A 13,997-nucleotide genomic window follows, 5' to 3' on the forward strand; every position below is an offset into this window, starting at 1 on the left:
CCGAACCCCTCCCAAGGCCTGCCGGGACACGGTAGCGCGTCCAAGCCAGGGGTCGAGAAGCAACGAGAAAGGGGAGTCACGATGATGGAGACGCAGACCTGCGCGGGCCTCGTGTCGGCGCTCGAGGGTCGCGCGGCGTTCTACGACGTGGTGGCGGCGCTGTACTACAAACCGCTCGCCCAAGAGCAGATCGACCGCATTGCCGAGGGAGGCCTTGCGGCATTCGCCGGCGCGGGAGAGCTCATGGCGGAGGGCCTGCACGACATGGAGCGCGCGCTGTCAAAGCGGCACTCCGGCACGCGCCAGGAGCTGGCAGTGGACTTCACGGGCGCCTTCGCCGGGACGTCGTCGTGGAAAGGCCGCTACGCCACGCCCTACGAGTCGGTGTTCACGAGCGAGGAAGGCCTGCTGTTTCAGGACTCCTACCACGAGGTGTACCGCCTGTACCGCCAGAACAGCGTGCGGAAAAGCCCCGGCTACGACTTCCCCGACGACCACCTGTCGTACCTCTGCGAGTTCCAGGCTCTCCTGGCGAGGCGGGCCGTGCGCTCGCTCGAGGCGAACGATGCGGAATGCGCGCTCGAGCAAGTGCGCCTTTCGCAGCACGTGCTGCACGACCATATCCTGTCGTGGTTCGACGACTTCGAGGAGCTGGCGCTGCACTTGGTGAAAACGCGTTTCTACCGCGGCGTGCTGAAGATGAGCAAGGGCTTCTTCCTGTTCGACGCCGAGGTGCTGGCCGATATGGCGGAGGAGTTGGAGAGGCTATGACGTTCGCGCTGGTGCTCGCATGCACGGTTGCCGCCTGCTTCGCGCTGCGCAACCCCCTCAAAGCCTGCCCGATGGCGTTCTATGCGGCGGCCCTGCTCGTGGACGTCGCCTTCGTGGCGGGGACGTTCTGGGGCATGCCGCGCGAGGTGTGGAGCGTGTTCTTCGTCCTTATCCAGAAATGCCTGCTGCCGCTGGCTCTGTTCGTCGTGGTGATGTACATCGGCGTGCTGGATCGCGGATCGCGCGCGTGCATGTGGCTCAAGCCCGTGCGCGCCGAGCTGTCCATCGTCGCCTGGCTCCTGTCGCTCGGCCACGTGGCCGTGTACGGGGCCACGTACCTGCCGCGGATCGCGACGGGCGGGGCGACGAACGGCAACGTGGTCGCCTCGTTCGCGGTGGCCGTCGTGCTGCTGGCGCTGCTGGCCGTGCTGGGCGTCACGTCGTTCAACTTGGTGAAGAAGCGCATGCGCACCGAAACCTGGAAGAAGGTGCAGAAGCTCGCCTACCCGTTCTTCCTGCTCACGTACGTGCACCTGCTGCTGATGCTGGCCCCGTCTGCGCTGCATGGCGGCGTTGCGGCGACGACAAGCGTTGCGGTATACTCGATCGTGTTCGCGGCATACGTCGTTTTGCGGCTCGTCCGCGCGGCGAAGGATCGCCGTATCCGCGAAGCCGTCTGACGCTCGAGGGGAAGCGCGCGGTTCGGGCTGTCGTCCGTTTCGGGAGGGGGAGTCGACGGCTTCATGAAGGGATTTTTCGAAAAGCTCGTCAAGGCGTGTCCGTCGCTGCCGTTTCTGGCGTTGGGCGTCTGGCTGGCATGGGCCTACATCGCCTGCAGCGGCACGGCATGGCTCTCCGACACGGAGATGAACGGCGCCAATATATCCACGATGTACATCGTGTTCACGCTGACGTTCGGCATCGTGCTCTTGGCGTCCACCTTTCGGGCGGCTCGCATACGGCAGCTGCTCGAACGCCCCGCCGTGGTGATCGCCGGCGGCGCGTTCGCTTCGCTCGGCTGCCTCGTCATCGTCCTCATCGGGCCGTACTACCTCACGAAGGTGCTTCCGTACGACCTGATCACCGCTCTTTTCTACATCGCCAGCGCCTGCACGGGGCTGGGCACGGCCGTCGTCGGCTTGAAGTGCGGGCAGCTCTACGGCGCCATCGCGCCGCGCAAGGCCATCCTGTACACGGCGCTGTCGCACGTGGCGATCGCAGTCATCTACTTCACCGTCATCGGATCGCCCTCATGGCAGCCCGTGCCCGGCGGGCCGTCGCTCGCGGGCATCCTCGCCTTCGTGGGCATGCCGCTTGCGGCAGCCGGAGCCGCCGCGCTGTCGTTCATCGCACCGTTGGGCGAGAAGGCGGAGCGCGCCGAGAGCCGCTCCCGCTTCCCGCGCTCGTTCTGGAAGCTGGCAGCCGTCACGTTCGCGTTCTCGTTCGTCGTGGTTGCCCTGCGCTCGATGCTCGTCGAGGTGTCGCCGATCGACGTCACGTTGGACAACACGCGCCTGGTCATGCTGCTGCGCATGGCGATGGCGCTCGTCTTCGCAGCGGCCGCCATCGGCGTGGAGGGCGAGCGGTTCGATTTCGGAAAGATCTACTCCGTCATCATGGCCGCCGTCGTAGCGCTCATCGCGTTCTGTCCCATCGTTGGCGTCACGCACCTTGGATGGAGCGCGCTCGTCACGTTCCTCTCGGCGGTCTTCGAATTCGTGCTGTGGTGCATCCTCGCGTTCGTGGTGTACCAACGCCACATCTCGGCCGTACTCGTGTTCGGCTTCGGTTACGGAGCGTTCATGGCGGGGTCGGGAGCAGGATGGCTGGCGGGCGTGCACGTGTTTCCGCAGATAGCAGCCACGGGCAACTCGATCGTGCTGTACCTCGTGCTGGCGTTCGCAGTGCTGGCCTGCGCGTTCGTGCTGTTCTCGGAGAAGGAGTTCGATCGTCTGTTCAAGCCCGAAGGGGAGGGGGAGGCCTCGCTCAACGACCTGCTGGGCGACGAGCTGCCCGGTATGCGCCCCGACGACGCTGACGCGCATACGAACAAGAAGGGGCGCTTCGGGCTGGCCATCGATGCGCTAGCCGATCAGGCGGGGCTGTCGCGACGCGAGAAGGACGTGCTGCGCTGCCTTGCCATGGGCTACGATGCCGGCGCCGCAGCCAAGCGCCTTCAGGTGTCGTGGAATACCGTGCGAACCCACACCCGCAACGTGTACGCGAAGCTGGATATCCATTCGCGCCAAGAGCTCATCGACCTCGTCGACCGCGCCACCGAACGTACGCAGGAGCGCTGATCAGACGAACAGAATCGAGAGCGCGGTCATAACGGCGCAGGCTCCCAGCAGCAAGACGAGCAGGCGCGCGCCGTCCTTCTTGAAGCGATCCCGATAGTTCTGCTCGTCGCGACCCGCGAACAGCGTCCAAAGCAGGCTCAGGCAGAACGCCACCAGCGCTATGTTGTTGAGGATGGAGGAGGTTTGCGCGAACGCCGGCACGCCGGTCATCTTGCTCATCTCGTAGGCCATGAGCGTGGCCGTCACGGCGAAGCAGGCGACCATCACCCATGCCGCGCGCTTTCCCGTATTAGCGGTTCCTTCGGGGAAGAACGTGCCCTTCTTCGTCTTCTCGGGCTTGGCGATGAGGAACAGCCAGCGCCCGTTGTACAGCTGCACCGTCAGCAGCGCGAACGCGACCAGCAGCAACACGCCTAGAACCAAACGAGCGATCTCCATCCGCATTCTCCTTTGTTCCTCGCAAGCGGCGTCCGTCGCCGTTGCCGCATCGTAGCCGCAGCCCCGGGCGGCGTCTCCCGCCTCGTCGTTTTCACGTCCTTGGAAGTATACGGCATGCACGGCCCTTCCGACCACCACGTGACGCGAGATGTCCCGAAAGCGGAAGGGTCTCTCGCACGGTGCGTCGTGCGAGCACGATGTTTCGGGGGCTCGCGTCGGAGGCGCCTTCCCGCCGAGCATCTCGAGTCCTCCCCTCGGTGCATCCGAAAGCGCCTCCGTTGGCGAAAAATCATCGGATTCGGAAGTTTTCAAACGGATAGCAGACGTGTTGGCGTGCTCGCTTCCGCATACGGCCTGTTCAATGGAAAGATCCGTTCTTGTCATCGAATTCGCTTTCTTGCAGGGTACGCGATTTCTTCCGAATTCGATGTGTTCTCGCCTTTTCGAGGACGGCGGGCTGCTCGGAAGGGCACAAGCGGAAAGAAGCGGCTTGCCCTCGCGATCCGAGAAATCGCCGCAGTCCCGTCGAGGGAGCTCGCGTCGTCGTGCTTCGAGCGAGGCAGATCGGCCCGAGTCGCTACAGCCCCGCCGCGACGGTCGCTTCCATGAGATCCCGTTCCTTCCGCTAGAGCGCGACCGCGATGCCGCTTGCCAGGATGGCCGCCGCGTAGAACGCGCCCAATGCGATGTTCGCGCTACACACCTGCGCCATGGCGCCGATGCGGGCCTGCGGCGCCAACGGGTTGCCCAGCAGCGCCTTGAGCAGGGGATAGCTTGCCAGCAGCATGAACGGCATCACCAGAAGCCCGTTCGTGAAGAACGCAGCCACGAGCACGACGATGGCGGCCACCCAGGCGTACACGACGCCGTGATACAGCTTGCGCGCCCGCTCGCGTCCCAGCAGCACCGACAGCGTGCGGCGTCCCGATTCCACGTCCTTCTCAACGTCGCACGTGTTGTTCGTGAACATGATGAGCCCCACGCCCAGGATGGTGGGCACGGCCCACAAGAGCGCACGGAGGTCGAACGTGCCGGAAAGCGCCTGGTAGCACGCCAGCGGAATGAGCCCGCCCATCACGAACCCGCTGACCAGCTCGCCGATGGGCAGGTACGAGATGGGCGTCTTGCCCGCCGAGTACAGCACCACGACGACGGCGCCCGCCGCGCCGATGGCGAGCGGGATCCATCCGGCGATCCAGATCACGTACGCCCCCAGCAGAAACGCCGCCGCGAGGAACCCGACGGCCAGAGCCAGCGCCGCGCGCGGGTTCACGTTGTTGTACACCAGCACCGCGTCGGTCGGGTCGACGTTGTCGTCGGCCGAGTCGGCGCCCTTCACGTAATCGTAGTAGTCGTTGAACGTGTTCACCGCCGACTGCATGAGCACGCAGATGACTAGCAGCACGCATACCATGGTCGCCGAGATGCTGAAGGAGGTAACGGCCGCCGCCGCGGCGGCGACGAGCACGGGCAGGATGGCGGCCGGCCAGGTATGCGGCGCGGCCAGCTGCCAGGCCATGCGGGGGGTCAGTCGTCCGTACGCGCTAGCGGTCATGCTTCGGTTCCTTTCTCGGGGTCGTACGTTTCGCGGCGTCGGGGAAGCCAGGTGGGCGGGGCGGGCTTGAAGCGCTTGACGGTCTCGTCCTTGAGTATGCCTCCGAGCGAGCCCAGCGTCTGCCAGATGAAGCTCTTCGTCTCCGCGTCCAGCTTCGAGCGCGCACCTAAAAGCTGCCTCGTGTTCGCGAACAGCTTGGTTTGGAACTCGCTCCAGGTTCCGGCCTCGGTGGAGGCGAACAGCTCGTAGATGGTGTCGATGAAGCGCTCGCGCTCGTCGGGAGCTTTGCTACGCAGCCACGCGTCAAGCGCCTCGTCGAAAAACACGGCGGAGGGGTTGAGCGCCTCCTGGTACACGAAGTCGTCGTCTTCGGTCAACCAGGTGAAAGGCTCGTGCTGGAACACCGACATAGCCGAGGATCGCACCACGCGGTAGTCGGCGCGGCGCTCGAGGATCATGCCGAACGCCGACGACTCGGGCACGGTCTTGTGCAGCAGGGCGTGGAATCGATCGTCGTCGATGCGCGGCGAAGGATCGTCCAGAAACGACGGCCCGTCGTGGTTGAACACGCCGCGCAAGCGCTCGAAGGCGCTCTCGTCGGCTACGAGCGCAGCATACTCGGCGAGGTTGCCGCCCTTGGAGTGCCCGCCGACGATGAGCGGGCAGGCGAGCGCCGACGCCACGCCCGACAGGTACGCCGCCGCCGTGCATTGGGAAGGGATCACTTCCTTGAAGCAGAGGTTGAAGTCTTCCTTCCAACCGGCGAAACTGCCGTCGGTGCCGCGATACGCGAGGTAGGCGACCTCGCCGTCGGCGGCGGGGAACGTCAGCGTGACGGCGGAGAATTGCTTTTCCACGATCTCCGATCGCTCGTTGGCATAGAACGAGGCGCGCACGTCGCGCATGCGGCGGCTTGCCGACAGGACGTGCAGAAACGCCTCGGTGTCCTTCGCGTCCTCCATCCAGCTGTGCGCGGTGAGCGCTTCCCAATCGGACAGCATCACCACGTCGTGCAGCAGGACGCCGTCGGGGGAAGCGAGGTCGACGCCGGGCGCCACCTCGTAGTTGAAGTACGCGAGCGTCGCGAACACAAGCGAGTCGACGGGGTTAAACGGTGATTCCGCGAAGGTGCGCTGCTCTTCGGCCATATACGTTACGATATTCCTCATGCGAACATTGTAGCCGATTGCAAAGGACGGACAGCGAAGCCATGCGGGTTTGCACGCCAATCACCATACGCTATGCGGAGACCGACATGATGGGCATCGTCTACCATGCCAACTATCTGCTGTACTTCGAGGATGCGCGCACGCGGTTCCTCGAGGCTATCGGGTTTCCGTACGACCATATCGAGCAGGCGGGCTACCTGTCGCCCGTCACGCATTTCGAATGCGACTACGGCGCGCCTTTGCGTTACGGCGACACGGCCGTCGTGCGCACGCGCGTAGTGTCCTCGCGCCCGACGAAGACCGTATACGCCTACGAGGTGTTCCGGGAAGGCCAGGATCTCGACATCGAGAAGCCCTGCTGCACGGGACGGAGCACCCATTGCCTCGTTGATGCTGAAACGTTCAAGCCGGTCAGTCTGAAGCGCGCCGTGCCCGAGCTGTACGAACGCTACCTCGAAGTCCTCGAACCCGAGGAGGGGGAGAGCCGATGAGCGCGCCGCATCGCATCCTATTCGTGTGCCACGGCAACATATGCCGTTCAACCATGGCTGAGTTCGTGATGAAGGATCTCGTCTCGCGCCGAGGCATGGCCAACGCCTTCGTCATCGGGTCGGCAGCCACGCACGACGACGAGATCGGCAGCCCCGTGCATCACGGCACCCGCGCCGTGCTGGAAGCGCAGGGCATCGATTGCTCCGGCAAGACCGCCCGTCGCCTGCGCCGCGCCGATGCTGACGAATGGGACCTGTTCGTAGGCATGGACGAGGCGAACATGCGCGACATGCGTCGCCAGCTGGGACGGGCTGCGGAGGGCCGCTGCTTCAAGCTGCTCGAGTTCGCCGATTCCGCGCGTGACGTGGCCGATCCTTGGTACACAGGCGATTTCAACGTCACGTACGACGACGTGCTGGCCGGTTGCGCGGGGCTTCTCGCGTGGTTGGACTCCGGCGCGCCCCGCTCGTAGGAGCCTCGCGTGGACATCGCCGTTCTCGACGCCATCCAGCAGCATCTGCGCACGCCGCTGCTCGACCAGATCATGCTGCTGGCCACGCATCTGGGAGACCTCGCCCTCGTGTGGCTCGTCGCCGGCGCCGTGCTCGTCGCGCAGCCGAGGTACCGCAGGTGGGGCGTAGCCGTACTCCTGGCCGTCGTCGCGACCGCGATCCTCGGCATGTTCGTGCTGAAGCCGCTGTTCGGGCGCGCACGGCCGTTCGTCGCCTACGAGTTCGCCGGTCTGCTCATCCCGCCGCCGTCGGGCGATTCGTTCCCCTCGAACCACTCCATGGTGTCGTTCGCCGCTGCCGCGGCGCTGTGCTGTCTGCCGGGGAAGGGCAGAGGCGTGCTGGCGCTCAAGGTCTCGGCCGTGGCCGTCGCATGCCTCATCGCCTTCTCGCGCCTCTACCTGTACGTGCACTATCCCTCCGATATCCTGGCGGGCGCCGTCATCGGCATCGCGGTCGGCATCGGTTCGGTTTGGCTCGTGGAGAAGACCTGGCCCGAATCGTCGTCAGACTGAGAGCGTTGCCGAAGAGGCCTCTCCCGTCGCGAGCCTCTAGGCCGACGCCCGCTTGCGCGCGGGTTTCTTCGCCGGAGCGGGCTTCTTCGGCTCGCCGTCCTTGCCGTCGCGCGCCTTGAGGCTGGCCGACAGGGCGTCCATGAGATTGATGATGTTCGACGGCTGGGCTTCTTGGCTTTCGGCCACGATCTGCTTGCCGGCTATCTTGTCCTGGATGAGCTGCATGAGCTTCTCCTGGTACGTGTTGCGGAAGCGGCTCGGATCGAACGGCGCAGTCATGCTCTCCACCAGCTGCTTCGCCATGGACAGCTCCTCGTCGGCCACGTCGGGGTGCTGGAGCGTCTTGGGGATGTCCTTAACCTCGCTCTGATAGTGCAGCGTCATCATGACCAGGTCATCGTCGTGGGGGATGAGCGCGATGGGCGTTTCCGAATTGCCCAGCACCGTCGTGCCGATGGCGATCTTGCCTTCGTCCACCATGGCTCGTCGAAGCAGTTCGAGCGCCTTCTCGCCGCCGGGCTGGGCTACCACCTGGTAGGGCTTCTCGAAGTAGAGAGGCGGCACCTCGTCGATGTCGGAGAACTGCACGATCTTCATAGCACGATCGGCATCGGTCTTGATGACGTCCAGCTCCTCGTCGTCCACCACTACGTACTTGCCCTTCTCGTACTGGTAGCCTTTCACGATGTCTTCCGGTTTCAGCTCTCGTTTACAGTCAGGGCACGTCTTCACGTATCGCACGCGCTTCATGCTATCTTTGGCAAGTTGGTTGAACCGTACGGCGTCATCCTGCGTCGCCGTGAACAGCTCCACCGGGATGTACACGAGACCGAACGCGATTGCGCCTTTCCTACCGGCCATGACCTGCTCCTTCCTCGCGGATGCTTCTCGGCATCGTAGCGCGGGCTTGCCGTCTGCCTCGCTTCGGAGATCGACCGAGGACGAACTGCAACGATGGCGTTTTCACGCGGGCAAGCTGGCAGATGAGCTGAGGCGAGGAAAGGAGGCGGAAGCGGGCATGGACGAGCAGGTCGTCTATTGGATCGGCTTCTTCGTTGCGCTCGCGTTCATCGTGTTCGGCGCGGACGACGTGCTGTGGGACGTGTTCGCGCTGTTTCGCGGCACGGGCAAGAAGCGCGTGAAGCTGTCGCTCATCAACGAGAAGCCGCCGAAGATGCTGGCCGTGGTCATCGCCGCCTGGCACGAGGACGCCGTGCTGGGCGAAGTGGTGGACAACCTCGTGGCCTCCGCGCAGTACCCGCGCTCGCTGTACCGGGTGTTTTTGGGCGTCTACCCCAACGATGCGGCTACCGTGGCCGTGGCTCGCGCGCTCGAGGTGCGCCATGGAGGCACCGTGGTGTGCGTGGTGGGAGACGATCCCGGACCCACGTCGAAGGCCGCCAACATCAACCATACCGTGCGGGCCATCCGGGAATACGAGGCCGAGCGCGACGTGCGCTTCGCGAGCGTCACCATCCATGACGCGGAGGACGTGGTGCACCCCAACGAGTTCAAGATGACGAACTACTTGATCGACGACTACGACGCCCTCCAGTTCCCCGTGTTCCCGCTGCAGCGCATGCCGCGGCTGCGGCTGTTCTTCAAGACGTTGACCTCGTCCACCTACGCCGACGAGTTCGCCGAGCATCACTTCCGCACCATGGTCATGCGCGACGAGCTGGGCTTCGTTCCTTCGGCGGGCACGGGCTTCGCCATCGGCCGGCGCGTCCTCGACGCGTTTCGCGACGAGGACCTGCTGCCGCGCAACAGCCTGACCGAGGATTACAAGCTGTCGCTCACCTTGCGCATGCGCGGCTTCCGCGTGCACTACGTGCTTGAGAAGGTGCCGCGCGTCGACGCGCGCGGGCGCACCGTGTGGGACTACATCGCCACGCGCTCGCTGTTCCCGTCGACGTTCAAGGCGGCGGTGCGGCAGAAAGCGCGATGGGTGTACGGCATCACGATGCAGAGCGCGAGCATGGCCGATGTGTTCGGCAAAAGCGAGCTTACGTTCGCCGAGCGCACGTTTCTGTACAAGGGCCTCAAGGCGAAGTTCGCGAACTTCGTGCTGCTGCCGGGCTACGCCGTGCTCGCGTACTTCCTCGTGCAGACGTTCGCGCCGCAGCTGGAGCTGCCCGTCATGTACCCCTTGCACAGCCCTTCGTGGTGGATGTGCGTGTTTCTGCTGTTCATGATGGTGGAACGGCAGGTGCTTCGCGGACGCGCGCTGGCGAACGTGTACGGCTGGAAGACGATGGCGTTCTCCATCCTGCTGCCGCCGCTGTTCCCGCTCAGGCTTCTATGGGGCAACCTCATCAACATGTGCGCGACGTTTCGCGCATGGCGGCAGAAGATCGCCTACGTGCTGCTGCGCGGACGAGAGGCCAAGGCGGCCGCCGCGCCGGTCGTCGAGCATCGGGGCAACGCGGCAGAGGAGGAGGGCGAAAGAAAGCCTGCAACGGACGGAGACGAGGCGCAAACCTCGAATGCGACGTCTGCGCAGGAAGGTCCCGCATGGAACAAGACCGACCACGAATTTCTCCCCGCTTCGGTGCTCGAACGCTATCGGCGCCTTCTGGGCGACGCGCTGCTGGAGAGGGGTTTCGTGGAGCCAGGGCATCTGGAAGACGCCGTGGGATCGGCGCGTGCGCGCGGCGTGCGGTTGGGGCAGGAGCTGCTGAGGCAGGGATTGGTCGAAGAGAGGCACCTCACGCAGGCTTACGCCTTGCAGCAGCAGTCGATGTACGTGCGTGCACAGCCCGACCTCGTGCTTCTGGAGCTGATGGATCGCATGCCGTTCGCCGCGGCGGATCGGTTCGCCGCGCTGCCGCTGGTCGAGAGCGAAAAAGGATGGATCGTCGCCGTGGACGACGACCTTTCTTGCGCGGAGCGAGACGAACTGGCGTTTCTGCTGGGCGAACCGACGTTCTTCCTGTTCTCCAGCACAGCCGACCTGCTCGAAGCGTTCGAAGGCGCTCTCGCGTTCGACAACGCGGCGGAAGCTCCGCAACCTGCCGGGGCGGCGACGCTTCTGGAGGAGACGAGCGTAGAGCTGCCACAGGCGGGCATGGCGCTAGCTTACGCGCTGCATCTCGGCCGCTCGGTCGACGACATCGCTTGCGAGATGGGCCTCGCCGTGTCGCGTTTCTCCTAGTCGAAGGCGTCATGGAGTGCGCTGCATATGCGCTCGGCCGCATGCCCGTCTCCGTAGGGGTCGGGAGCGGCCGCCATGCGCGCGTACAGCGCCGCATCGCCCAACAGCGCCTCGCACGATGCGCGCACGCCTTCGTACGTCGTGCCGACCAGGGCGGCGCAGCCCGCTTCAAGCGCTTCGGGACGCTCGGTATCGTCGCGCAGCACGAGCACGGGCACGTCGAGGGCCGGTGCTTCCTCCTGCACGCCGCCCGAATCCGTCAGCATGAAGGCGCATCGTGCCATGAAGTTGGAGAAATCGGCGTATCCGAGCGGTTCGACGAGGGTGATGCGCGGATGCCCGCCCAGCGCCCTCTCGGCTATCGCGCGCACGGCGGGGTTCTTGTGCACGGGGTACACCACGCGCACGTCAGCGTGGGCGTCTGCCGTGTCGCGTACTGCAGCGAACATGCGCTCCATCGGTTCGCCCAGGTTCTCGCGCCGATGGCACGTCAACCCTAAGACGCGCAATCCGTCGAAATCGACCGCTTCGAGAGCCGGCTCCTCGAAGCGGTAGGAAGAGCTTACCGTTTCAAGGAGCGCGTCGATGACGGTGTTGCCCGTTACCCGGATGCTATCCGGATCGACGCCTTGCGCGAGGAGGTTTGCTCGGTTGCCTTCGGTGGGGGCGTAGTGCCAGGTGGAGAGGCTTGAGATAAGACGACGGTTCATCTCCTCGGGAAAGGGGGAGTACCGGTTTCCCGATCGCAGGCCCGCCTCCACGTGCCCCACGGGGATCTGTCGGTAGAACGACGCGAGCGCCAGCGCGAGAGCAGTGGTGGTGTCGCCGTGCACGAGCACTGCGTCGGGCGCCGCGAGCTCCAGCACGGGGGTCGCGGAGGTCAGAATGCGCGCCGTGAGCCCGTCGAGCGTCTGACGGTCGCGCATGAGGTTCAGGTCATGATCGATGCGCAAGTCGAACGCAGCCGCCGTCTGGTCGAGCATCTCGCGGTGCTGAGCCGTCGAGAGCGCCTCGACCTCGAACGCCTTGTCGGCTTCGAGCGCGTTCAAAACCGGCGCCATCTTAACCGCTTCCGGGCGCGTGCCGAATGCGATGAGCACGCTCTTCCTGCGCTTCATGCAAGCCTCCGTTTCCTTGCGGCTCCAAGACGGAGGAAGGGCCGGCATATGCCGGCCCTTCTCGTTCGTATCCCGTTATGCAAGACGTCGGACGAGCGAAACGCATCCCAACACGCCTAGGAAGCATAGCAGGGAAACCACGTACCCCATGATTCCTCCTTGCAAAGAGCCTACGGTATCCATGGCGCACACGATACCATTCCGCAGACCGAACGCACCAAAGCGTTCATATCGGTTACCGTGCAGTATCCTAAACGTAACCGCCGCAGATGACGCGGACTCTAGCCTGAGAACAGCGCGGTAGACAGCGCCTGCTCGGCTCCGCTCGCCGGCCCCCATGCGTTGTCCGTGCGCGTGAACGGCAATTCCACCGGGTTGGATTCAGTCGGTTCCACCGAGCCGAGCGCTTCGAGCACCAGCTGGCCGACCTTCTCGTTGATCTGGTCGGCATCGAGCTCGGCCGTCTGCTCATCTTCTGCCAGCTCCGTCGTAGCCTCCGTAAGCGCTTGGGCGAACGCGTCGAACTTCTTGCAGGTAAGCACCACGGTCGCCGTGGCGCTGTCGCCGTCCACCTTCACCTCGTCGATGCGGTAGTCGAATCCGTCGAGATAAGCGGCTATGAACGACTTGGCGTCGATGCCGTAGGTTGCCAGCTGGTCCACCCCGCTGTCGGCCGCCAGCTCGTCGAGCAGCGCCTCGTCGTGGGTCTTCAGGCGTTCCAGCTCGTCGGCCACCCCCTGTCGCACCACTTCCTCCGCGCTCGGGCCGCAGGCGCCGAGCGATAGGGCTCCGACGCTCAGCGCGACCGCGGCAAGGCAAGCCGCCACGATCGTTTTAATGGGTTTCATCGTTTTCCCCTTCCTGGTATGCGTCGTTCCAGCATAAGGCCTTGCGAGCCTCGCGTCCATCCCGGTTTGTCGGCTTGCTGATCGGCGACGGCATAATGCGAGCGACCGTCTTAGAGCAACTCTAAGACGGTCGCATCGACCGCTGCAGGGGGAGGGGGAGGCTAACCGTTCAGCAACGGCTCGGTGAACCAGTCGCGACGTTCCCAGTTCTGCCGTTCCATGATGCGCGCGAACGTTGAGGAGCAGAACCGACGAACCGCGGCCTGGGGATCGTCGTAACGCAACGCATCCTTCAGCCGCAGAAAGTACTCGGAGTTCTCGACATCGAAGAACGCCTCGTCGACATTCGCATCGCTCGACGACCCTTTCTCGATAAACGGATAGGCCAGTACGAAGAAGGAAGGATCGTTCGTAGCATCGTCGCCCGGCCAGAACCCGAATTCCACGAACTGCTCGTCGAAGGCGACGCGCTCTACTATGGAAGCCGTGCGTTCGAAGGGACAGGGCTTTCCGGAGAACAGCACGGTCGTCATGTCGAAGGTGCCCCAGAACAGCGAAGGCGGGATCTTCTTCCCGCGAAACGGCGCCGCGAACCCGCTCAAAGCCCCGCGCGCGAACAGGAACTGACGGAAGCTGCGCCGTGCAGCCGCGGCATCGAACTCGCGCGCGATGTTCTGCCGATCGAACGGAACCTCAGTGTGCATTTCCTGCGGGACGGTGTTGATGGCTATCGGATGCCCGATGTTTTCGAGCATCGCCGTGAAACGGCCGTACAGCTCGCTCACCGAGACGCACTCTTCGATAGGGAAACGCGCGCAGTCGCCTGCCGCGGTCATCGCGGCCATCTCGGCATCCGCGATGTTCAGTTTAATCTCGAAGCCGTCCGCGCCGAACGGGATCAGTCCGGTGGTGAAGCCGTTCGCATCGGCATCGAGCACCACTTGCTTCCATTCAGGTTGCGGATCCATCGATTGCAGCTTCGCTTTTCCCATCATCTGCAGCAGCATATGCACGGTGTCGCACGTGTCGCGCCACTCGCCGTACGTCAATACGTTCATATCTATCACCTCGCAGCCATCCTACGAGCGGACGAAGCCGGAACCGCCAGCCGCGGACGGTTCGTCAGAC

The 13,997-nt window shown here is 64.5% G+C and carries 14 protein-coding genes; 7 read left to right on the top strand and 7 right to left on the bottom strand.

The annotated features are described in order from the left end of the window. Positions 1-81 precede the first annotated feature (81 nt). The 3 genes from ELEN_RS07955 (at position 82) to ELEN_RS07965 (ending at position 3,071) form a co-directional block, all read left to right on the top strand. Entirely contained in the window at positions 82-771 is a 690-nt protein-coding gene (locus tag ELEN_RS07955; protein ID WP_015760651.1) for a TorD/DmsD family molecular chaperone, read from the top strand. Next, positions 768-1,451: a ferric reductase-like transmembrane domain-containing protein gene (locus ELEN_RS07960; RefSeq protein WP_015760652.1), complete on the top strand. Its 684-nt coding sequence runs from the start codon at positions 768-770 to the stop codon at positions 1,449-1,451. The genes ELEN_RS07955 and ELEN_RS07960 overlap by 4 nt, the downstream gene beginning before the upstream one ends. Before the next feature lie 63 nt (positions 1,452-1,514). Beyond that, entirely contained in the window at positions 1,515-3,071 is a 1,557-nt protein-coding gene (locus tag ELEN_RS07965) for a helix-turn-helix transcriptional regulator (RefSeq protein WP_015760653.1), read from the top strand. Here ELEN_RS07965 and ELEN_RS16515 read toward each other — a convergent pair whose 3' ends face one another. The 3 genes from ELEN_RS16515 to ELEN_RS07980 form a co-directional block, all read right to left on the bottom strand. Further along, positions 3,072-3,509, bottom strand: a complete 438-nt coding sequence (locus ELEN_RS16515; RefSeq protein ID WP_015760654.1) for a hypothetical protein — start codon at positions 3,507-3,509, stop codon at positions 3,072-3,074. Between the two features lie 625 nt (positions 3,510-4,134). Next, positions 4,135-5,064, bottom strand: coding sequence for a prenyltransferase (locus tag ELEN_RS07975; protein WP_015760655.1), 930 nt, complete (start codon positions 5,062-5,064; stop codon positions 4,135-4,137). Beyond that, complete coding sequence (locus tag ELEN_RS07980) at positions 5,061-6,233, bottom strand: Mbeg1-like protein (RefSeq protein ID WP_009608584.1); 1,173 nt, start codon at positions 6,231-6,233, stop codon at positions 5,061-5,063. The genes ELEN_RS07975 and ELEN_RS07980 overlap by 4 nt, the downstream gene beginning before the upstream one ends. 41 nt (positions 6,234-6,274) lie before the next feature. On the opposite strand from ELEN_RS07980, the gene ELEN_RS07985 reads away from it, so the two are divergent. The 3 genes from ELEN_RS07985 to ELEN_RS07995 are packed head-to-tail and all read left to right on the top strand — an operon-like array spanning position 6,275 to position 7,749. Next, positions 6,275-6,724: an acyl-CoA thioesterase gene (locus ELEN_RS07985; RefSeq protein WP_015760657.1), complete on the top strand. Its 450-nt coding sequence runs from the start codon at positions 6,275-6,277 to the stop codon at positions 6,722-6,724. Further along, positions 6,721-7,197, top strand: a complete 477-nt coding sequence (locus ELEN_RS07990) for a low molecular weight protein-tyrosine-phosphatase (RefSeq protein ID WP_015760658.1) — start codon at positions 6,721-6,723, stop codon at positions 7,195-7,197. The genes ELEN_RS07985 and ELEN_RS07990 overlap by 4 nt, the downstream gene beginning before the upstream one ends. 9 nt (positions 7,198-7,206) lie before the next feature. Continuing rightward, entirely contained in the window at positions 7,207-7,749 is a 543-nt protein-coding gene (locus ELEN_RS07995; RefSeq protein ID WP_009307006.1) for a phosphatase PAP2 family protein, read from the top strand. A gap of 36 nt (positions 7,750-7,785) precedes the next feature. Here the strand turns inward: ELEN_RS07995 and ku are convergent, their stop codons facing one another. Next, positions 7,786-8,610 carry a non-homologous end joining protein Ku gene (gene ku, locus ELEN_RS08000; RefSeq protein ID WP_015760659.1) on the bottom strand — a complete coding sequence of 275 codons (825 nt, stop codon included), beginning with the start codon at positions 8,608-8,610 and terminating at the stop codon, positions 7,786-7,788. 157 nt (positions 8,611-8,767) lie between these two features. Here ku and ELEN_RS08005 point away from each other — a divergent pair, with 157 nt between their 5' ends. Beyond that, complete coding sequence (locus ELEN_RS08005; protein ID WP_015760660.1) at positions 8,768-10,903, top strand: phage adsorption protein NrfB; 2,136 nt, start codon at positions 8,768-8,770, stop codon at positions 10,901-10,903. Here the strand turns inward: ELEN_RS08005 and wecB are convergent. The 3 genes from wecB to ELEN_RS08020 form a co-directional block, all read right to left on the bottom strand. Next, positions 10,900-12,021, bottom strand: coding sequence for a non-hydrolyzing UDP-N-acetylglucosamine 2-epimerase (wecB, locus tag ELEN_RS08010; RefSeq protein WP_015760661.1), 1,122 nt, complete (start codon positions 12,019-12,021; stop codon positions 10,900-10,902). The genes ELEN_RS08005 and wecB overlap by 4 nt on opposite strands. Before the next feature lie 281 nt (positions 12,022-12,302). Continuing rightward, positions 12,303-12,869 (bottom strand): hypothetical protein, encoded by a 567-nt coding sequence (locus ELEN_RS08015; protein ID WP_015760662.1) that lies wholly within the window; start codon positions 12,867-12,869, stop codon positions 12,303-12,305. Between the two features lie 161 nt (positions 12,870-13,030). Further along, a complete protein-coding gene (locus tag ELEN_RS08020; protein ID WP_015760663.1) occupies positions 13,031-13,927 on the bottom strand; it encodes a DUF5996 family protein in 897 nt (298 codons plus the stop codon). Between the last annotated feature and the right edge of the window lie 70 nt (positions 13,928-13,997).

Origin of the sequence: Eggerthella lenta DSM 2243, from assembly GCF_000024265.1 — a bacterium.
GTDB classification, from domain to species: Bacteria; Actinomycetota; Coriobacteriia; order Coriobacteriales; family Eggerthellaceae; genus Eggerthella; species Eggerthella lenta.

What these genes read in the sequence shown, in the direction of transcription:
- ELEN_RS07960 (WP_015760652.1), top strand. Translation starts at nt 768, where the DNA reads ATGACGTTCGCGCTGGTGCTCGCATGCACGGTTGCCGCCTGCTTCGCG.
- ELEN_RS07980 (WP_009608584.1), bottom strand. Translation starts at nt 6,233, where the DNA reads ATGAGGAATATCGTAACGTATATGGCCGAAGAGCAGCGCACCTTCGCG.
- ELEN_RS07955 (WP_015760651.1), top strand. Translation starts at nt 82, where the DNA reads ATGATGGAGACGCAGACCTGCGCGGGCCTCGTGTCGGCGCTCGAGGGT.
- wecB (WP_015760661.1), bottom strand. Translation starts at nt 12,021, where the DNA reads ATGAAGCGCAGGAAGAGCGTGCTCATCGCATTCGGCACGCGCCCGGAA.
- ELEN_RS07985 (WP_015760657.1), top strand. Translation starts at nt 6,275, where the DNA reads ATGCGGGTTTGCACGCCAATCACCATACGCTATGCGGAGACCGACATG.
- ELEN_RS08015 (WP_015760662.1), bottom strand. Translation starts at nt 12,869, where the DNA reads ATGAAACCCATTAAAACGATCGTGGCGGCTTGCCTTGCCGCGGTCGCG.
- ELEN_RS16515 (WP_015760654.1), bottom strand. Translation starts at nt 3,509, where the DNA reads ATGGAGATCGCTCGTTTGGTTCTAGGCGTGTTGCTGCTGGTCGCGTTC.
- ELEN_RS08020 (WP_015760663.1), bottom strand. Translation starts at nt 13,927, where the DNA reads ATGAACGTATTGACGTACGGCGAGTGGCGCGACACGTGCGACACCGTG.
- ELEN_RS07975 (WP_015760655.1), bottom strand. Translation starts at nt 5,064, where the DNA reads ATGACCGCTAGCGCGTACGGACGACTGACCCCCCGCATGGCCTGGCAG.
- ELEN_RS07965 (WP_015760653.1), top strand. Translation starts at nt 1,515, where the DNA reads ATGAAGGGATTTTTCGAAAAGCTCGTCAAGGCGTGTCCGTCGCTGCCG.
- ELEN_RS07990 (WP_015760658.1), top strand. Translation starts at nt 6,721, where the DNA reads ATGAGCGCGCCGCATCGCATCCTATTCGTGTGCCACGGCAACATATGC.
- ku (WP_015760659.1), bottom strand. Translation starts at nt 8,610, where the DNA reads ATGGCCGGTAGGAAAGGCGCAATCGCGTTCGGTCTCGTGTACATCCCG.
- ELEN_RS08005 (WP_015760660.1), top strand. Translation starts at nt 8,768, where the DNA reads ATGGACGAGCAGGTCGTCTATTGGATCGGCTTCTTCGTTGCGCTCGCG.